Source organism: Synechococcus sp. ATX 2A4, assembly GCF_024346375.1.
Taxonomy (GTDB): Bacteria; Cyanobacteriota; Cyanobacteriia; order PCC-6307; family Cyanobiaceae; genus MW101C3.
The window spans coordinates 112310-130666 of sequence record NZ_JAGQCV010000006.1 but is presented as its reverse complement, the minus strand read 5'-3'; the positions used below and the strand labels follow the sequence as shown (position 1 = coordinate 130666).

The 18357-nt window shown below is 67.4% G+C and carries 22 protein-coding genes; 8 read left to right on the top strand and 14 right to left on the bottom strand.

Going from position 1 to position 18357, the window contains the following annotated elements; genetic code table 11:
* Positions 1-2: 2 nt before the first annotated feature.
* The 4 genes from KBY97_RS07575 to KBY97_RS07560 form a co-directional block, all read right to left on the bottom strand.
* Complete coding sequence (locus tag KBY97_RS07575) at positions 3-893, bottom strand: hypothetical protein (protein ID WP_255146093.1); 891 nt, start codon at positions 891-893, stop codon at positions 3-5.
* Positions 893-1444, bottom strand: a complete 552-nt coding sequence (locus KBY97_RS07570; protein WP_255146091.1) for a hypothetical protein — start codon at positions 1442-1444, stop codon at positions 893-895. The genes KBY97_RS07575 and KBY97_RS07570 overlap by 1 nt, the downstream gene beginning before the upstream one ends.
* Before the next feature lie 57 nt (positions 1445-1501).
* A complete protein-coding gene (locus KBY97_RS07565; RefSeq protein ID WP_255146090.1) occupies positions 1502-2515 on the bottom strand; it encodes a protochlorophyllide reductase in 1014 nt (337 codons plus the stop codon).
* 125 nt (positions 2516-2640) lie between these two features.
* Complete coding sequence (locus KBY97_RS07560) at positions 2641-2946, bottom strand: hypothetical protein (protein WP_255146088.1); 306 nt, start codon at positions 2944-2946, stop codon at positions 2641-2643.
* Between KBY97_RS07560 and KBY97_RS07555 the strand changes: the two genes are divergently transcribed.
* Complete coding sequence (locus KBY97_RS07555) at positions 2933-3181, top strand: hypothetical protein (protein ID WP_255146087.1); 249 nt, start codon at positions 2933-2935, stop codon at positions 3179-3181. The two genes, KBY97_RS07560 and KBY97_RS07555, sit on opposite strands and share 14 nt — an antisense overlap.
* A gap of 87 nt (positions 3182-3268) precedes the next feature.
* On the opposite strand, the gene psaM is transcribed toward KBY97_RS07555, so the two are convergent.
* Positions 3269-3373 (bottom strand): photosystem I reaction center subunit XII, encoded by a 105-nt coding sequence (gene psaM, locus KBY97_RS07550; protein ID WP_094513206.1) that lies wholly within the window; start codon positions 3371-3373, stop codon positions 3269-3271.
* Between the two features lie 88 nt (positions 3374-3461).
* Here psaM and KBY97_RS07545 point away from each other — a divergent pair, with 88 nt between their 5' ends.
* Positions 3462-3947: a CRR6 family NdhI maturation factor gene (locus KBY97_RS07545; RefSeq protein ID WP_255146191.1), complete on the top strand. Its 486-nt coding sequence runs from the start codon at positions 3462-3464 to the stop codon at positions 3945-3947.
* Positions 3948-3951: 4 nt separating this feature from the next.
* On the opposite strand, the gene KBY97_RS07540 is transcribed toward KBY97_RS07545, so the two are convergent.
* Positions 3952-4758, bottom strand: a complete 807-nt coding sequence (locus KBY97_RS07540) for a sulfite exporter TauE/SafE family protein (RefSeq protein WP_255146086.1) — start codon at positions 4756-4758, stop codon at positions 3952-3954.
* 71 nt (positions 4759-4829) lie between these two features.
* Here KBY97_RS07540 and KBY97_RS07535 point away from each other — a divergent pair, with 71 nt between their 5' ends.
* Positions 4830-5606, top strand: coding sequence for a lipoyl protein ligase domain-containing protein (locus KBY97_RS07535; RefSeq protein ID WP_255146085.1), 777 nt, complete (start codon positions 4830-4832; stop codon positions 5604-5606).
* Here the strand turns inward: KBY97_RS07535 and KBY97_RS07530 are convergent.
* Entirely contained in the window at positions 5552-6796 is a 1245-nt protein-coding gene (locus tag KBY97_RS07530; protein ID WP_255146083.1) for a site-2 protease family protein, read from the bottom strand. The genes KBY97_RS07535 and KBY97_RS07530 overlap by 55 nt on opposite strands.
* An 81-nt stretch (positions 6797-6877) precedes the next feature.
* Here KBY97_RS07530 and KBY97_RS07525 point away from each other — a divergent pair, with 81 nt between their 5' ends.
* Together KBY97_RS07525 and KBY97_RS07520 are read left to right on the top strand one after the other, a co-directional pair.
* Positions 6878-7543 (top strand): phosphoribosylanthranilate isomerase, encoded by a 666-nt coding sequence (locus KBY97_RS07525; RefSeq protein ID WP_255146082.1) that lies wholly within the window; start codon positions 6878-6880, stop codon positions 7541-7543.
* Positions 7544-7600: 57 nt separating this feature from the next.
* Positions 7601-8110, top strand: a complete 510-nt coding sequence (locus KBY97_RS07520; RefSeq protein ID WP_255146081.1) for a hypothetical protein — start codon at positions 7601-7603, stop codon at positions 8108-8110.
* A gap of 31 nt (positions 8111-8141) precedes the next feature.
* Here the strand turns inward: KBY97_RS07520 and folE are convergent, their stop codons facing one another.
* The 6 genes from folE to KBY97_RS07490 form a co-directional block, all read right to left on the bottom strand.
* On the bottom strand, positions 8142-8885 hold the full coding sequence (gene folE, locus KBY97_RS07515; RefSeq protein WP_255146080.1) for a GTP cyclohydrolase I: 744 nt from the start codon (positions 8883-8885) through the stop codon (positions 8142-8144).
* A 7-nt stretch (positions 8886-8892) separates the two neighbouring features.
* Positions 8893-9603 (bottom strand): SDR family oxidoreductase, encoded by a 711-nt coding sequence (locus tag KBY97_RS07510; RefSeq protein ID WP_255146079.1) that lies wholly within the window; start codon positions 9601-9603, stop codon positions 8893-8895.
* 24 nt (positions 9604-9627) lie between these two features.
* Entirely contained in the window at positions 9628-10617 is a 990-nt protein-coding gene (locus tag KBY97_RS07505) for an acetyl-CoA carboxylase carboxyltransferase subunit alpha (RefSeq protein WP_255146078.1), read from the bottom strand.
* Positions 10618-10652: 35 nt separating this feature from the next.
* Positions 10653-11705 (bottom strand): long-chain acyl-[acyl-carrier-protein] reductase, encoded by a 1053-nt coding sequence (locus tag KBY97_RS07500; protein WP_255146077.1) that lies wholly within the window; start codon positions 11703-11705, stop codon positions 10653-10655.
* 102 nt (positions 11706-11807) lie between these two features.
* The gene (locus tag KBY97_RS07495; protein WP_255146075.1) at positions 11808-12566 is read right to left on the bottom strand and encodes an aldehyde oxygenase (deformylating); all 759 of its coding nucleotides are present in this window, start codon (positions 12564-12566) and stop codon (positions 11808-11810) included.
* A 62-nt stretch (positions 12567-12628) separates the two neighbouring features.
* The gene (locus KBY97_RS07490; RefSeq protein WP_255146073.1) at positions 12629-13426 is read right to left on the bottom strand and encodes a creatininase family protein; all 798 of its coding nucleotides are present in this window, start codon (positions 13424-13426) and stop codon (positions 12629-12631) included.
* 61 nt (positions 13427-13487) lie between these two features.
* Between KBY97_RS07490 and KBY97_RS07485 the strand changes: the two genes are divergently transcribed.
* Genes KBY97_RS07485 through pgeF form a run of 3 tightly spaced genes read left to right on the top strand, consistent with a single transcriptional unit; the run spans position 13488 to position 16488 of the window.
* Positions 13488-14783 carry a S1 RNA-binding domain-containing protein gene (locus tag KBY97_RS07485; RefSeq protein ID WP_255146072.1) on the top strand — a complete coding sequence of 432 codons (1296 nt, stop codon included), beginning with the start codon at positions 13488-13490 and terminating at the stop codon, positions 14781-14783.
* Complete coding sequence (locus tag KBY97_RS07480) at positions 14780-15667, top strand: Tab2/Atab2 family RNA-binding protein (protein ID WP_255146070.1); 888 nt, start codon at positions 14780-14782, stop codon at positions 15665-15667. The genes KBY97_RS07485 and KBY97_RS07480 overlap by 4 nt, the downstream gene beginning before the upstream one ends.
* Before the next feature lie 11 nt (positions 15668-15678).
* Positions 15679-16488, top strand: coding sequence for a peptidoglycan editing factor PgeF (gene pgeF, locus KBY97_RS07475; protein ID WP_255146068.1), 810 nt, complete (start codon positions 15679-15681; stop codon positions 16486-16488).
* 34 nt (positions 16489-16522) lie between these two features.
* On the opposite strand, the gene KBY97_RS07470 is transcribed toward pgeF, so the two are convergent.
* The gene (locus KBY97_RS07470) at positions 16523-18343 is read right to left on the bottom strand and encodes an FAD-binding domain-containing protein (protein ID WP_255146066.1); all 1821 of its coding nucleotides are present in this window, start codon (positions 18341-18343) and stop codon (positions 16523-16525) included.
* Positions 18344-18357: the final 14 nt, after the last annotated feature.

Genomic DNA, 18357 nt, shown 5'->3' with positions numbered 1-18357 from the left:
AGTCACACTTCGGCGGCCGCCCGCTCCACCAGGCGGCGGGCCACCGCCTGGACGCCCGTGTGGGCATAGGTGTCGGTGAAGGCGTCCAGGAACACGGCGAACTGATCCAGCCGCCCCTGCCAGGGGCCCAGCGTGGATTCCACCGCTTGCACGGCAGATTGGGCAGTGAGGGCCAGCTCGGAGCTGAATCCACCGGCCCAGCCCAGCCACTGGTCCACACCCCGGCGCAGAAAGCTGATGTGGGCCTGATCGCCGCGCCCCGGCATCAGACCGGCCATCTGCCGGTAAGAGGGAAGCCGCTGCAGATCTTTCTGGCCTGCTGCCCCCAGCAGGCCATCGAGGCGTTGCAGGGCCTGATCACCGAGCGGTAGCAGGGCGTCGAAGCAGATCAAGGCGGCCATCCTCACCCTCGCTTCACCGGCGTAGTCGGCCAGCGCAGCGCCGAAGGCGCCGAAACTGTCGCCGGGCAGGCCATTCACCTGGGTGAAGGCCAGCAACTCCGCCGCCACCTTCAGGCTCAGGTCCACCGCCTGCAGGGTGTCGCCGGGCGGGGTCAGATCGGCCAGGCGCTTGAGCAAGGGCAGGCCGGCGCTGACGTTGGCCAGCAGCCTCACCCCGCCCGCCGCGTGCTGGGAACGGTTCACAGCGTCGTAGAGGCTGAGCGCGCGGCCATAGCCCTCGGCGCGGGCGCGGCTCAGCAGGTCGGCGCGGCTGCGGATGCGGGCGATCAACGCTGGATCGTCGTCGCCGATCACCTCCTTGATCAGGGCATCGGCGCTTCTGATGTTGGTCCAGCCCCCAGGCACCAGGGTGCTGATGCCCTGCAGCGCCAGCACGGTGAAGCCGCGGCGGGGCAGGCGCTCAAGGCGCTCAAGCACAGTGGGGCGGGCCATCAGCGCACCAGAGCAAGGGATCGGACCGTTGCGGCGGCGGGAGTGGACGAACCGATCCGCCTGGGCCGCACAGAAGCGAGGGCCTTGAGGTCAAAGCTCTCCAGCAGCTCATGGCGTTCCTGCACATCAAGGCCAACGCCCTGGCCGATCACCTTCACCTGAAAGCGGCCACCCACCAGCACGGCGCTGGCCTGGCTGCCCTGCTCCACCAGGGGCCAGCCGGCCAGGCTGTCAGCGGCGGCGGCGAACTTCTCGCGGGCCTCGGGTGCGGTGGTGGTGTCGGAGACCGCCAACAGCGCCACCACTTCCCCACTGCGCTTCAGCCTGGCCTCGCTGAAGCCACGTTTCTCCTGGCTGAACACCAGTTCCTCGCCTGGCGCCACCGCCGGGAAGAGCCGGTTGAAGGCTGTGCCGTTGACCACCTGCTGGGCGGGCACGTCGCCCACCGTGCCGCCAGGAAGCCAGTCGGCGAAGGGGAGCAGCACCACGGCACCCACCAGCAGGCCGCCAGCGAGGCCAAGGGCAAGGATCCAGCGCAGGAAGCGGGGCATCGGCAGGCTGGCAAAGAACGGTGCAGGGATGGGGAGATGCGGATGGCCGCTAACGGCTTAGCCCAGGCCCACCAGTTGCAGAGAAAGGTCCCAGGTCTGGGCAGCGATGGCGGGATCGCTGGCTTTCTCCGAGAGCTCCTGGACGAACTGCTTGCCGCCCTGCTTCTGCCGGTTGCCCCAGCTCCAGTGGGCACCGGACACCGCGAAGGCTGGATCGGCCACCACTTGCGCCACCCTGACGCCGGCCAGTTCCTGGCTGACATAGCCGCCGGTGATGGTCTTCTGAAACCAGGGGAAGATCTTCTGAAAAAGGGGATAGCTGTTGCGGAACAGTGGCGTATCCGCCACACACCCCGGATAGAGCGAACTGAACACGATGCCGGTGCGTTCGTGCAAGCGCCGGTGCAGCTCCTGCGTGGTGATCATGTTGCAGAGCTTGCTGTCCTTGTAGGCCTTGCCCGGCTTGAACGGCTTGCCGCTGGCCATCGTGATCGGGGCCTTGAACCCTGCCTTGAAGCCGGAGAGATCGCCCAGATCGGCAGGCGCCGGGATCGGGATCTTGCCGCCCAGCTCCTTGGAGTTCGCCGTGACCGTGCCCAGGATCACCAGGCGGCGCGACGGATGGGTGGAGCGCTGCAGATCCTCGAGCAACAGCTGAATCAGCAGGAAGTGGCCCAGATGGTTGGTGGCCATCGACAGCTCATAGCCCTGGGGCGAACGCAGCGGCTGCTTGAGCAGGGGCAGGTACACCGCCGCATTGCAGACCAGCGCATCCAGGGGCCGACCGGTGGCACGAAGCGCCTGCACCAGCCCCCTGACGCTGTCGAGATCGCCGAGGTCCACCTGCAGGTGGGTGAGGCTGGCCTCCGGAAGGCCCAGAGCAGTGGCGGCCGCCCGGGCCTTGGCGGTGTCGCGGCAGGCCATCACCACATGCCAGCCGCAGCCAACCAATGCCTTGGTGGCATAAAGACCCACGCCTGACGACGCCCCTGTGACCAGCACCGTGCCGGGCTGGGCGGTGAAGGCTGCGGCGCCGGCCGTTGGAGAGGCGGAGGTCTGCTCTGTCGCCATGGAGGTGAAGGGACGCGTTGCGCCTCAACCTAAGGAGGAAGCCTCAGCTCTCTGGGGCTTTGCAGGCGAGATTCAACAGAAGGAAACGGGCAACGTTCTTCCGACAAAGAAACGGGAAGCCAGGGTCAACCGCCTGCAGGGGAAGGCTTGGGGGCCGGCGTGAGCTGGGCAGCGGGTGAATTCTGGAGCTGGGAATCATTCCAGACAATGCGCAGCCGATTGGGAGCTATCCACTGATCCTGTTCACGAATCAACCGCTGTTCGCCGTCCTTGGAAAAGAGACGATCAAAGCGTTCTTGAACGTTGCGAAGTTTATTTTTTTCGATGTCGAGAATGGCACTGATTTCGCCATGGCTATCGAGCCGCTGCTGATAAGCCCCGGCCAGATGGACCAGGCTCACGGAGGCCAACAGACCGATGCCGAGCTTCACCGCCAGGCCGATCACACTGCAAAGAAGTTCCTGGCGTTCGCTGGAGGCCTGCCAGGCGCCGGAGTGGAGCTCAGAAGCGGAACTGAGCGTGTCGGAGCTGAAGGTGGCTGGGCTGAGGCGAGTGACCATTCCCGCCGGTGCAGCCGAGCGGCCCTGGCGCGCACGGGAACTGTCGTTCCCCCTGGTAGCAGGCTTGACGCGGCTGGCCCGGCGCGGGGTGTCGGTAGGAGCCTGACGGGAGCGCAGCGCAGAAGCCAAGGTGGGCAACAGAGGGGTTGCCGTCTTGTAGCAGGGAGAACGGCCCCTGCCAAGGCCTAGAGCTTCAGGAGTTGTAGAGGCTGACGCTCAGACGGATGGCCAGCACGCCGGCGTGGGCCGCCACAACAAGCGCGATCAGAACTTCAACCTGGCTCAAAGAGGTGACCATGGCCGACGACAACAAACGTTTGACGCCACCATTGTTGGCTCAACCCTGCCGCGGGCCCGACCCAACCGTTGGGCTGTCACAGCTCTTGATCTCCACCGCTCCCTCCCTGCTCCCGATCTCCACCGATCAGATCCGGGCCCTCGACACCTCGCCCCTGACGGCCTGGAGTTCGCTGTCCGCCGCCCAGCTGATCGAGCACGCGGGCCGCCTGCAGATCGGCTTCGACTGGAACCGTCCGCAGGAGGATCCGCGCGAGCTGTCGGAAGTGCCCGAACTGAGGCTCTGGAGCCTGCGGGCCGACGCCCTGTACCCCTGGCTTCCGTTCGTGCTCGATCGCGGCAGCGGCCAGTTGTGCCGGCACGTGGCGATGCTGTTGCCCCATGGCTTCAGCCGCAACGAGGGGATTCGCTTCGCGCCGGAAAGCCTGGAGCTCTGGATCACCCATCGGCTCTTCCTGCTTGACGACTGGAGCCGCCGCCACAACCAGCACTGCCGCCAGGGTCTGGGGCAGATGGCGGCGGTGCTCGGCTTCGATCTCGATCCCGCCTTCTGGGCAGCCTTGCCGCAGCTGTGAAGCCTCAGGCCAGCAGCAACTGCAGCCCGCGCCGTCCGGTGTCCAGGGCCAGCGCCACCGTGATCGTGCGCAGCATCCGCACCAGCAGGCGCTCGCTCACCTTCTCAAGCCGTGCCGCCGACCAGCGGGCGGCCACGGCGGCTGAGCCCCCAAGCCAGAGGGCCATCACCGGTTCGGCACGTCCGCCGGAGAGAAACTCCACCGAGGCGGCCGAGGCGGAGCAGAGCACCGCCAGGGTGCTGAGCCGGATGGCCGCGTGCAGCGGCATCCTCAGGCCCTTCACCATCAGCGGCACCATCATCAGCCCACCGCCCACACCCAGCAGCCCCCCCGCAAAGCCAGACACGCCTCCCACCGCCACAAGCCCGGGCAGCGGAACGGGGGGCTCGTCCGCGCCGTCTGCAGCCTCCCGGCGAGGTTCGATCGTGAAGGCCAGCGCGGTGTACATCACCGCTTGCAGGGCCAGCAGCTGCCAGCCCAGCAACAGCCCGCCCAGGCGGCTGAACGCCAGGCCGCTCAACGCGGCCGCCACGCCGATCGCCAGGCAGGGCCGCAGGGCGAGCCGACCCTGCCGCAGGTGCGACCAGGTGCCGCCCAAGGTGGTGGGCACGATCGCCACCGTGCTGGTGGCCAGGGCCTCATGGGGCGGCAGACCGATCAACATCAGCATCGGTGCGAACACCAGCCCGCCGCCGATGCCGAGCAGGCCCGACAGCAATCCGGCCACCACCCCCATCAGCAGCAGGGGCAGAAGTGGCAGCAGGTCGATCAGCATGGTGATGCCCTGTCGCCCGGCCTCTGGCACCTGCATCTTCCCTGAAGCCCGCCCTGCCCGCCCACTGGCGTTGGATCCCCCCGCTCACCTGCAGCGGTGATCGCCAGATGGCCATCGATGATCTGCTGCTTGATGGCCTGGTGGAGGGTTCTGCGCAAGGCGTCCTGCGGCTCTACCACTGGGACCGGCCGACCCTGTCGCTGGGGCACCACCAGCACCGGCTGGAACCCCACTGGCAGGCGCTCGTGGACAGCGGCCGCATCGCCATGGTGCGCCGGCCGAGCGGCGGGAGGGCCGTGTTGCATGGGGGCTGCCTCACCTACGCGCTGCACTGGCCAGCGGCCAGCGGGAGCCGCGCCGAGACCTACTGGCGCGCCATCCAGTGGTTGCGGGAGGCGATGGCGGCTTGGGGCCACCCTCTCCAGCCCGGACAGCAGGCGGCCAGCCGTCTACGCAGCAGCTGTTTCGCCACAAGCACCGCGGCCGACCTGGTGGAGGCGAATGGGGCCAAGCGGGTAGGCAGCGCCCAACTCTGGCGGCGCGGACACCTGCTGCAGCACGGAACGTTGCTGCTGCGGCCTTCAAGCACCCACTGGCTGGAGGTGTTCGGGCGGGAACCTCCTCCAGCCCTGACCCCCCTTCCTGTGGAGGGCGAGGCGCTGATGGAGGGCCTGCGGCACGCGGCCCAGCAGGATCTGGGCGGCAGCTGGAGCAGCCAGCCGCTCAGCCCCCAGGAGTGGGGCGAGGTGGAACACCGGCGCGGAAGGTTCGCCGTGGTGGCAAGGGATGGGGCGGCGGCTGAGGTGGCAGGGGCGGTGAGGCCGTGGCCTCAGCGCGGCGCTTCGCCGCCGGCAGCTTCCAACTCCATGCCACGGGCCACCTGAGCAATGGCCATGCCGAGCGGGTAGGTGCGCTGGCGCCGGGCTGCCTCGAGCAGCGCCGGCGGCAGGCGCAGGCCCAGGCGTTTGAGCACCACTTCAGAGAGCTCAGGCCGCTCGATCGTGCCGGTTGGCAGGCCTGACACGCCCAGCACCAGCAACCGATCGACGCCAGGTTCATCGAGCTGGACGGCGGCCTGCCACAGGGGAGCGTCCTCACGGATCGAGGGCAAGGTGGAGAGGGGCTGAAGATGGTCGCCAACCCGTTCCCGGTCCCAGCGTTGAACCGGCAGCGACTGCAGCGGATCATCACTGATCACCCCCTGCCAACGGCCCTGTTCACAGATGAGCACCCAATCGGCCGGTTGGATGGTCTCCTCATTGCGGCGCAGCTGGCTGAGGTCTCGCAGCGAGCAGGTGGATTCGAGCACCCGAAAACGGCGCCGTGCCGCTTCGCTCACCTTGAGGTCGCGCAGGGCCTGCTGCAAAGAAAGCAACTGCAGCTGGTTGCGGGAGGCACCCAGGCCAAACCAGCCCAGCAGGATCAACCAGAACGCCCCGAAGCCACCGCCGCGCAGCACCAGCAGGGTGCCCATGCCCACCGCCATCAAGGAAAGGAAACGGCCGCTCGCTGCCGCCACCTGAATGCCACGCCGCTGACTGCCGGTGAACTGCCAAACCAGCGCCTTGACGATCAGGCCGCCGTCAAGCGGCAGCCCGGGCAGCAGGTTGAACAGCGCCAGAACCAGATTGAGCACCCCGAGCTGGGTGACCATCTCGCCCAGCAGGGGCGAGAGATGGGCCGCCGGATGGGCACCCGCCAGCAGCAGCCCCGCCAGGATCAGGCTCACGATCGGTCCAGCGGCCGCCACCTGGAGTGCACCGATCGCGGTGCTGCATTCCCGCTCCACCGTGGCCACCCCACCGAGCAGGAACAGGGTGATGCTGCGCACCTTGACGCCGTGGGCGATTGCCACCAACGAATGCCCCAGTTCGTGGAGCAGCACCGACACGAACAGCAGCACGGCCGTGGTGCAGGCCAGCAGCCACAACGCCACTGGGGAGGCGCGCCCCAGCAGGGACACTGAATACTGTTGCTGGAAGCCCGCCGTGGCCAAGCCCAGCACAATGAACCAACTGGGATGGATCCGCAGCGGGATGCCGCGGATCTTGAACAACATCCAACCCTCGCCCACGCCGCTATCCAGTGGTGCCCCAGGGATGCCCCAAGGCCGTCGAAGCCTGATCCTAGAAACCTGGCGCATGGGCAGGCCGCGATGACCCCCTTTCTCAAGATCTGCGGGCTGCGCAGCCCGGTGCAGGCCCACGCCGTGGCGGCCCTGGGGGTGGAGGCCATCGGTGTGATCGCGGTGCCGGGATCACCGCGTTGGCTGGAGCCCCAACAACGCGCCGCAGTCTTCGGTGCCGCCCGCCAGGCGAACCCCGCTTGTTTAGGGGTGTTGGTGGTGGCCGATCCCGAAGATGCACTTGAGGCCCAGCTCGATCCACTGGCGGGGGGGCATCAGCTGCTTCAGCTGCATGGCAACGAGACGCCCGAGCGCTGCCGCAGGCTCAGTGAATCGCTGGGATGCCCGGTCTGGAAGGCCCTGCGGATCCGCAGCCCTGAAGATCTACAGCGGGCCGAGGCCTACCAAGAGGTGGTGGCAGCCCTGCTGCTCGATGCCTGGGCGCCGGATCAACTGGGCGGCAGCGGCAGGCGCCTGCCGATCGACTGGCTGGAAGGGTTCGCCCCAGCCTGCCCCTGGTGGTTGGCGGGAGGCCTGGGTCCAGACAACGTCAGCGAGGTTTTGAAGCGGCTTCACCCCGACGGCATCGATGCTTCAAGTGGCGTGGAAATCGCTCCGGGGGACAAGGATCTGGCCCGGGTGGCAGCTCTGGTGAAGGCCGTGAAGGGGAGCGGTGGCGCAGCCAGCGGCGGCTGATGCTGGCAGCTGGCGTCAAAACGGGCGAGCATCGCGGGGTAGCCATTCCCCTTTCCCTTGAGATCCCTCCAACCTTTTTCGCTGGCCCCACTGCTGCTGCTGACGGCCCTGGCCGGGGGGCAGGCGGCCGTGGCGCAGGGCATGATCGCTGGTTGCCGGCTGGTCGGCGCCGACCTGCAGTGCGTGCCGGGGCTGACCACGACGCCCGAACAGCAGATCCGCATCCTGCAAGGACAGATCAGCGCCGACACCGCCCTTGAAGGTGCCGTGGATCAGCAGATCACAGGGCTGAGCCAACTGTTGCTGCAGGGGGAAACCGCCATCGGCTCCGTGCTCACCGCCCAACTGATCGCCAACACCCTGGCCACCCTCAGCACGCCGGAATTTCACTGGTACGTGAGGCGGCCGGGGGAGAGCGCCTGGATCCTGGTTCCCGGAGCGCAGGGAGGGGCCTACACCATCAAGCCAGCCGACACCGGCAGCCTGCTGATGGTGGTGGCTGTGACCACGGAGAATGGCCAGGTGAAGCGGGTGGCTTCTCCACCTCTTGGCCCTTTGGGTCAATGAGTTCAAGGCTCGCCCGGGAGCGCTTCCGGGCCTAGCTGCTGAACATCGATTCCTGCTGTCTCACCAGCTCAAAGAATTCCTGCTTCAAGCTGGGGTCGTGGCGGAAATCGCCACGCACCACGGAATTCACCATGGTGGTCTGGGGTTCTTTCACGCCGCGCCACTTCATGCAGTAGTGCTGCGCCTTCACAAGGATGGCCAGGCCCTGGGGACGGCAGAGACGTTCGATCTCGTCGGCCAGGATCATCACGGCCTCCTCCTGGATGTGGGGGCGAGAGAATACCCAATCGGCCACACGGGCGAATTTGGAAAGGCCGATCACCCGATCTCCGGGTTTGATGCCAATCCAGCAGCTGCCGAGAATGGGCACCAGATGGTGGGAGCAGGCCGAACGCACCGAAATCGGGCCGACGGTATAGATTTCGTCGAGTTTTTTGACATTGGGGAAACTGGCGATCTTGGGCTGCTTGTGATAGCGACCTTTGAACACCTCATGCAGATACATGCGGGCGACCCGCTCTGCCGTTTCCTCGGTGTTGTGGTCGTTGTCGATATCGATCACAAGGCTGCGCAGCATGTCGCGCACTTTCCCTGCCACCTCGATCTCGAGCTGTTCGAGCTCACCTTCGTGGAGATGATCAGCCAGGTTGTCATTGGCGAAGAAGGAGACCCCGGCATGCTGCAGGCGCTCACGAATGCGCAGGCTGACGGGGGCTGGACCCACCTCAGGCGTAGGGGCACGATCCAGCGGAGTGGGGGAAATTGTGGAGGTCATGGATGACTCAGAGAACACCGGTTGCGGGCATCAGGGTGAGATCCTCCACCAGTTGAGACGGAGGCTGCTGGGCCAGATACAGCAGAGCTTCAGCGGCCTGATCTGCTGAAAGCATGGCACGCCGATCGAAGGAAGCGTGGACGGTTTCCGTACCCCACAGGGGGGTATCCACGGCACCGAGGGTGAGCGTGCTCACCCTGATGCCATGGCGACGTTCCTCTTCGGCCAGGCAGCGGCTGAAGGATTCAAGCGCGGCCTTGGTGGCGCAATAGGCGCCCCACTCAGGGAAGGCGCGGCGGGCTGCGTGGCTGCTCACGTTGATGATCTGGCCCCCACCGATCTGCCGCATGGCGGGAAGCACCGACTGACAGACCTGGAACACGCTGGTGAGATTCAATTGCAACAGCCATTGCCAGTGCTCCAGGCTCATGGTGGAGAGTTCACCGGTGTAAGCCGCACCGGCGTTGTTGATCAGCACGTTCGGCGCCGGACTGCCCTTCAGCAACGCGGCCACGGCCGGCGCAATGGCGCCTGGATCGGAGAAATCAGCGGTGGCGATCCCCACCTGCCTTCCGCCTTGGCGCAGGGGCTCCGCCAAGGCTTCCAGATCCTGAAGGGTGCGTGCCACCAGTAGCAGATCCCATCCGGCAGCAACAAAGCAGCGAGCGGCAGCAGCTCCGATGCCCCTTGATGCACCTGTGATCAAAACCGACGGCAAACCAAAACCGCTCCAGCCAAAACCTTAAGAACCCACGGCGGAATCCGTGGTGCCCGCTCCGAGCACGCGGCCCATGCGGCGGAATTTGTCGTAGCGCTGCTGCAGGAGCGCCGCCTCGCTGAGCTGCCCAAGCACGGTCAACTGCTCGATCAGGGCGCCCCTGAGCGTTTCCGCGGCCTGTAGAGGCCCCCAATGGTTGCCGCCTGAGGGCTCACTCAGCACAACATCGATCAGCCCGAGTTGCAGCAGGTCTGCGGCCGTGATCTTCAAGGCGGTGGCGGCAACCGGGGCTTTGGCCGCATCACGCCAGAGGATCGACGCGCAGGCTTCGGGGCTGGCCACGGTGTACACACTGTGCTCAAACATCATCAGCCGATCGGCCACACCAATGCCCAGCGCGCCACCGGAGCCACCCTCACCGATCACGGTGGCGATCACCGGCACCCGTAGGCGGAACATCTCGCGCAGGTTCACGGCGATCGCCTCCCCCTGGCCAAGCTCCTCGGCCAGCACCCCCGCATAGGCGCCTGGAGTGTCGATGAAGGTGAGAATCGGCAGCCGGAAGCGATCGGCGTGCTCCATCAGCCGCATCGCCTTGCGGTAGCCCCCCGGGGAAGCCATGCCGAAGTTCCGGGCCACGTTCTCCTTGGTGTCCCGGCCTTTCTGGTGGCCGATCAACACGACAGGCTGTTCGCCGATGCGGCCCACACCGCCCACCAAGGCCTGGTCATCGGAGCCACGGCGATCGCCATGGAGCTCCAGCCATTCATCCGTGATCACCTGGATGTAATCCAAGGTGCTGGGGCGCTGGGGGTGGCGGGCCACCTGGATCTTCTGAGCGGGGGTCAAGGCGCTGAAGATGTCCTCCCGACGGCGGGCGGCAAGGGTTTCCAACTGCAGCAGTTGCTGGCTGACATCCACCTCGGAATCCTTCGCCAGCTGCCGGATCTGCTCGATCTGCTCCTCAAGCTCCACGAGCGGCTTCTCGAAATCAAGCAGGGGGCGTCGGGCCATGGGAAGGGAAAAGGCGGGGGAGCGAGCCGGAAGGCTCAGGCGACGGCGGCGGCAAGCGGCTGCGGGACCGCCGGCTCAAGGCCGAGCGGCTGGAAGCCGTGGCGGAGGGAAGCGCTACCGATCCGTTCCATCGATTCAACGGTGATGTTGTTGCGGCCCCAGCTGAAATTGGTGTGCCAGCCTTCGAATTCCAGCAACATCGCCTCTGCGAAACAAGCGAACATCTGGCGCTTGGGATTGGCCATTTCGGCCACTTCCATCATCTGCCAGTCGATGTCAGTGAAGAACTCCACCACCCCACCCTTGAGCACGTGCACCCCATCACCCGCCGCCTTGGCGTCGAGGTTCTTGGGATAGCCGCCATCGATCATCAGGCAGGGTTTCTGCAGCCGCTCGCGATCGATGGTGAGCGTCTGGGGAAGGCTGGCCACCCACACCACCACATTGGCCTCGGCCAGGGCGTCTTCAAGAGGAAGGATGCGGCCGCAGCCGAGTTCGCTCTGGAGGTCGAGCAGGCGTTGCCGCTGGCGCGCCACCAGCAGGAGCTCGCCCACGCCGGTGCGCTGGCTCAGCCAACGGCACACCCCACTGCCGATGTCACCGGTGGCGCCCACAACCGCCACCTTGGCAGAGGAGAGATCAATGCCGAGGAGTGGAGCGTTGGTTTCCACCTGGCGACAGATCACCCAAGCAGTGTGCGTGTTACCGGTGGTGAACCGCTCCCATTCCAGGGTGGTGGAACGAATCTGCTGAAACTTGGAGAGGTCGAAGTTTTCAAAGATAATTGAAGTGAATCCCCCCAGTGCGGTGATCGCAATGCCGCTCTTCTGGGCAAGCTCCATGGCGTTCTGGACCTTACGGGTGGCCGTTTTGAAGCGGCTCAACATCTCCGGCACGAAGCAGGAGTCGATGTAAACGCCTTCGATGGTTTTGCCCGTGAGGCTGGTGACACTGACCGTTTCCAGCAGCTGAGGCGGTGCGCTGCACCACACATCCAGATCGCCGGCAGCGAACTCTTCGTAGCCGAGAGCTCCTGCCTTGCGACGTGCCTCTTCAAAGCTGCTGGAGTGACCGATCAGACCGAACATGGGAGATGCGTACCCTCAGGCTGAGGGGAAGGTGGCGGAGGCCACAGGGTTGCGCACGCTACATCGGCGGTTGCGAACCTCGGCAGGCACAGCCCCCTCGAATCAACCGATCAGGGCGGCAGCGGCCATGCGGGCAATCTCGCGGGTGGAGAAGCCGATCTCGGTAAGCGCTTCCTGGTAAGCGATCAGGAAATCCTCGATCAGGCTTTCCTTCTCCATGCCGATCACTGCGGCATCCCCCGCCACCTGCTCCAGCATGCGGCGCACGAGGGGGAGATTGTCGCGGTTGGCCTGCTCAAGCTCGGCGCGGGAAGCTTCGAGGTTGGCTTTCAGCCATTCCTGGCCATAGTTCAGGTGGGTGTATTCATCACGCACCACACCCTCGGTGATCTTGCGAGCGAACGGGTCGGCGACCGGAATGTAGATGTGATAAGCCGAGATCGCGAAGGCTTCAATCAGCAGGGCCTGAATCAGCAGGCAGGTGACCACCTTGCCTTCGGCCAGGGCCGCCTGGAAGTTGCCGTGCAGCGGCAGGAAGAAGGTCTTGGCGAAGGGCATGTCTGCCGTGACGCTCAGATTGCGGGCACAGGCCTGGAAGCCCTTCATGTGCTTGAGCTCCATGCGCGCCAGGCGGGCCAGCTCTTCTGCCTCATCGGGAAGCAGGGTTCCCAGTGACATGTAGTTGTCGTGAGCTTCCTGCTCACCCTCGATCACAATCGCGTTGATGCGGCTGTAAGCGTCCTTGTAGAGGTCGGTGGTGAAGTCCGGCAGTCCGGCAAGATCGGCCCCGGCCACCTCGCCAGCTCCAAGGGATGACGTCTGAATGTCAAGGCTCATCGCCGGAGTGTCGAGCGCAGGCATCGAGGACAAATCGTGAAGGCTTTGACTGTAACCACCGCCGGCCAAAGCTGGTCTGCCGCCGTTCAATCGCTACGCAGGCGCCCACGCGGCGGCCACGGGCTGGCGAGCAGCGCGTCCAGCCGCTGACGCCAACCCGCCACCAGTCGCTCGAACAGTTGCTCGCCAAGGGCGGCACTGGCGCCGCGGGCATCGCCCACCACCCCCGTGGCTGATAGATCCGCCGTGAGCCAGGCATTCGGCACGGCCCCCTCCAGGCTCCAGCCGCTGGGAGGTGGCGGCTGCAGTTGGCCGTCGCAGGGGCGCTCTGGCCCCACCCATTCCGGTTGCAGATGCAGCATCAAGCTGGTTTCGGCCAGGCCGGCATGCAGGCCATCGCTCCGCTCGGGCTCTGGCAGAAGGGCGCCGATTCCTTCCGGTCCGCTCCAGAGAAAACAGGGCAGCACCGCCAGCGCCGGATGGGCGGCGCGCAGTTGGCGGGCGGCCACCTGCAGCAGGGCGATCTGGCCGCCGTGGGCGTTGAAGAGCACGAGACGCTGAAAGCCGGCAGCCGCCAGCTGGGCGCCGATCGCCATCACCTGGGCGATCACCAGCTCAGCCGGCAGGCTGAAGGTGCCGGGAAAGGCAGTGTGTTCGGGCGAGAAACCGAACCAGGACACCGGTAGCCGCCAGATCGGCAGGTCGTCCGCCAGGCCGGCAAGAACGGCATCGGCCACCCGGTCGGCGAACAGGGCATCGGTGCCCAGCGGCAGATGGGGGCCGTGCTGCTCAATGGCGCCCAACGGCCAGAGCACGGTGCTGCCCGGACGGCACGCCGCCGCGCGCACCTCAGGCCAGCTGAGCCGTTCCAGCGCTCGCTCCATCACCCAGGCCTTGCGTTCGGCCCTGATCCTTACAGTGGGCAACTGTCTGCTCCCTTGGACCATGGCCGGCTCCGGCAATCAGCAGCCGCGACAGCCCCAGGAAGGAAGCCGGCGTCCCGTGGCCCCGACGCCGCCGCGGCAGCCCGCAGGTGCTCCGGTGCGCAAGCCCCCACAGGTCTTGCACATCAGCCGCAAGGACGACGAACCGGTGGCCGACAGCAGTGCGCCGGTCGCCGCTGACGCGCCCACGCCACTGGCCGCTCCCGTGGCCGTGCGGCCGGTGCCCCAGGCCCGCGAAACCGCCGCCAGCTCCGACGAGGACCGCTTCGAGACCGCCAGCCTCGAAGGGCTGACCATGGCCGATCTGCTGGGGCCCGCCCCGGAAACCGGCCGCAAGGCGGCGCGCAACCCATCTCCAGCCGCCGCCGCCGCGCCCGGCCAAGCGGCGGCGCCGGCCCGTCAGGTGGACGATTTCGATTTCGACGAAGAAGCCTTCCTCGCCGCGCTCGAAGAAAACGAGCCGGTGGGCGTCTCCGGCGAGGTGGTGCCCGGGGTGGTGATCGGCGTTGAAAGCGATGGGGTGTACGTGGACATCGGCGGCAAGGCGCCGGGCTTCATGCCCAAAAGCGAGTGCGGCCTCGGTGTGATCACCAACATCAAGGAGCGCTTCCCAAAAGGGCTGGCGGTGGAGGTGCTTGTCACCCGCGAGCAGAACGCCGATGGCATGGTCACGATCAGCGCCCGCGCCCTCGCTCTGCGCCAGAGCTGGGAAAAGGTGCGTCAGATGGAGAAGGAGGGCAAGGTCGTGCAGGTCAAGGTGACCGGGTTCAACCGAGGCGGTGTCACCTGCGACCTCGAGGGCCTGCGGGCCTTCATCCCCCGCTCCCAGCTTCAGGACGGCGAAAATCATGAGCAGCTGGTGGGCAAGACCCTCGGCGCCGCCTTCCTGGAGGTGAGTGCGGACAACCGCAAGCTGGTGCTCTCCGAGAAGCGCGCCGCCACGGCGGCCCGTTTCTCCGAAATCGAGGTGGGGCAACTGGTGGAAGGTCAGGTGGTGGCCGTCAAGCCTTACGGCTTGTTCGTGGATCTCGGTGGGGTGAGCGGCCTGCTGCACCAGTCGTGCATCACCGGCGGTGCTCTGCGGGAGCTGCGCGAGGTGTTCGACCAGGGCGACCGGGTCCAGGCGATCGTCACCTCCGTGGACCCGGGCCGCGGCCGCATTGCCCTCAACACCGCCCTGCTGGAGAACCAGCCCGGTGAGCTGCTGATCAACAAGGAGCAGGTGCTGCTGCAAGCGGGCGAGCGGGCCAACCGGGCCCGCCTCACACTGCGGCAGAAGGAGCAGGCGCCGGAATGAGCGGTCCTGCCACCGCAGTACCCAGCGCCGACTGGGAACTCGACTACTACTCCAGGCCCGTGCTCGAGGCCGATGGCAAGAAACGCTGGGAGCTGCTGATCTGCAGCACCCCGCCGTTCGAGAGCACGAGCTCGCCGTTCCGCTGGGTGAAGGTCTGTCCGGCCACCAGCGTGAATTCGATCTGGCTGCAGGAGGCACTGGCCGAGGCCCTCGCCGCCGCCGCCGCCGAGGGCCTGGCAGCCCCGCGTCGGTTGCGCTGCTGGCGCGCCTCGATGCGCACCATGGTGCAGCGGGCCGCCGCCGCCATCGGCCTTGAAACAGTGCCGAGCCGGCGCTGCTACGCACTGATCGAATGGCTGCAGGAGCGCGAACAGCAGGTGTATGCCAAGGAGGAGGGCTTCATGGCCGGTCCGCTGGCGCCCACCCCGCTGCCGCCCCAGGCCCCGGCCATGCTGCTGCCGGAAACCGTGCGCGGCGACAGCTGGAGCTGGGCCTCCCTCACCGTGGCCGACCTGCGCGAGGCCGGCGGCTGGGACGTGGGCTTCGATGGTCTGGTGCCCTTGCCCGCTCCGCTCAGCGACACGGCCGGCGTACCAGGCATCCGGGTGTTCAGCGCCCGCCGCGCCCTGGCGATCGCCGGCTGGGTGGCCGGGCTTGAGCCGGTGCGGCTGCGTCTCGATGGCGGCGCCCTGGTGCTGGAAGCGGGTCTGGAGAACAGCTGGCTGCTGGGCCGCCTGGATCCCGCCGAGGCCGACGCCGCCCAGCAGGCCTTCGTGGCCTCCCGGGACGAAGCCGGTGGGCTGCAGTTCCTGGCGATCCAGAGCGACGAGCGCTCGGAGCGGTTCGAGGGCTTCTGGCTGCTGCGCGATCTCCTCGCCAGCTGAGCGCCGCCGCCATGGCCGAAGCCACCACGCCTCCCTTTGATCGCGCGGACGTGGGCTTCAACGCCCTCGCCGGCTGGACCTGGGTGGGCACCTACGGGGGCTATTACCTCCAATCCGATCTGCTGGCTGGCTTTGAGCACGGCTTTTTCAGCCGCCAATGGAGCGGCCGGGGGCCCCACGAGCTGGCCGGCTCCATCAGTGCCGGCGTCAGCGTGCACCGCACCCGTCAGATTCACGGCGCAGCGGTGGTGCCTGCCGCGGCGGCCATCGCCGAGCCCTGGCCCGAGGCCGATGGGTTGGTGAGCGATGCAGGAGGGCAGAGCCTCTGGGTGTGTGGCGCCGATTGCACACCGGTGCTGATCGCCGATCTGGGCAGTGGCCGCGTGGCGGCCTGCCACGCCGGCTGGCGGGGGGTGGCCGGGCGCATCGTGCCCGCCGCGATCGAGCAACTTGAAGCCGGCGGCAGCCGGCGCCACGACCTGCGGGTGGCCCTGGGCCCGGCCATCAGCGGCCCGGAGTATCAGGTGCACCGCTCCGTTTCCCTGCAGGTGGCGGCAGCGCTGGCCCCCACTCCCCTGTCCAGCCAAGCCGCTCTTTCACAACTGGCGCAGGCCGGTGCCCATCAGGTCGATCTCCGCCCCGACCACGATCGCCTCGACATCCGCCGCGCCACCGCCGCCCAGCTGCGCGCCGCCGGACTCTGCGACGAGCAGATCAGCATCTGCCCGCTGTGCACCAGCTCGGAGCCGCTGCTGTTTCACTCCTGGCGCCGGGACCAGGTGAAGGCGGTGCAGTGGAGCGGCATCGTGTCCCAGGGCTGACACCAGCCCTCCAGCGGCAAGTGGCCGGCCAGGCCTACGGCCACAGCTCCAGCTGCAGCTGGTTGGGGTCGAGTCTGGCGCGGGCCCCGCGCCGGCGGGGCGCCTCGGGCGCCGGGCGCGAGGGCCCCTGCCGCACCCCCGGGCGAAACCAGCTCTCAAGGGCAGTTTGCGCCACTGGGTCGAGGGCGGCGAGCTCCAGCGGCGGCGGAAACAGCTCGGCCCGCTCCTGCCGGGCCCACTCCACCACCGCCGCAGGGATGCGGTCGGCCCCGAACGGCAGCGGCTGCCCCGGCATCACCGCCAGCTGTTGGGCGGCGTTCGAGGCTGGACCCGCCTGACGCCGGACCGCCAGCTGGCGGATTCGTTCGCGCCGGGCCTGCTCGTAGCTGAGGATCGGGGCCGGATACGCCGCCATCGGCGGCGGACAGGCCAGCTGATCGTTGGTGAGCTCAGCGAGCTCCGGCAACCAGCGGCGGATGAACACCCCCTGGGGGTCGCAGCGCTGCATCGCCACCGCTCCCGGGTGATAGATGCGCGTCCAGGCCTGCGGCTCCCGCTGGGTGACGCCGGCCTGCATCGCCCACTGGTAGTGATCGATCGGACAGTCGCCATCGATCAGGTGGCGCATGAAGTGCAGGGCCCCGAAACGCCAGTCGATGCCGCAGAGATTGGTCAGGAAGCTGGCACAGATGGCCCGGCTGCGGAAGTTCAGCTCTTGCCAGCCGCCTGAGCCAAGCAGGCAGCGGGCGGCGGCATCAACGATCGGAAAGCCGGTGCGCCCTTCTTTCCAAGCGGCGTAAAGCTCCTCGCTGAACGGCCACGGCTCCTGATCGAAGCACTGCCAGAGGGAACTCAGCTCCAGCTGGGGCATGTAGCGGAAGCGTTGGGCCATCGACGTGCCCCAGCGCAGGCGACTGATCAGCTGCCGGCCGCTGCGCTGCCGCCGGCTGTCGGGGTGATCGGCCAGGGGGGCCAGCCGGGCCACCACCTGGCGCGGGCTCAGCACCCCGAACTTGAGATGGGGACTGAGGCCGCTGGTGACCCTGGCCGAGGGCACGCTCAGTTCCCAGTAGTAGGTCTGGGCCGCCGGACCCTCTAGGAAGGTGCTGAGCAGGCCGTGGGCCGCCGTGCTGCCGGCTGGCGGCAGCGGCTTGCCATCAGGCTGCAGACCCAGGGCTTCAAGGCTGGGAATGGGCAGATCCGCAAGGGGATCGGCAGGATCGGCAGGCCGCTCGGGATCGGCGGGAGCCGGCACCACCAGCTGCCGGGGAGCTGGCAGGGGCGCGCGGGCCACATCCTGCTGCCAGAGCTGGCGGTAGCGGGGGTAGGGCACCAACCCCGCGACGGCTCCCACCGGCTCGACCCAGTGGACCGGCACGGCGGCGGCGGCGAGCAGGCGATTCACCCGGGCGTCCCGCACCCGCCCCACGATCCGTTCGCTGTCGGTATGGGCCACCACACCAGCGGCGCCCCCTTCCCGCACCAGCCGCAGCAGTTCAGCGGCGGGATCGCCGAAACGCACCAACAAGCGACCACCCCGCTGCCGCAGGTCGCAGTCGAGGGCCTGCAGCGCGGCCAGCAGGAAAGCGACGCGGGCCACGCCGGTTTCCGGATGAAAGAGGAGCTGACGGTCCAGCACAAACAACGGCAGCACGGCGCCGAGGCGGCTGGCTTCCAGCAGCGGCTGGTGATCGCTGCAACGCAGATCACGGCGAAACCAGATGATCGTGCGGGTCAGAGGCGACCGGGGAACGACAAGCCACAGCGTGGGGCATGGACACCACCAGCCGCGAATCGCTGCCTTGTTGCAGCCGAGCCGATCGGCGCCAAGAAGCCACAGAAGCGGACCAACCAACGCACGCGGCAAAC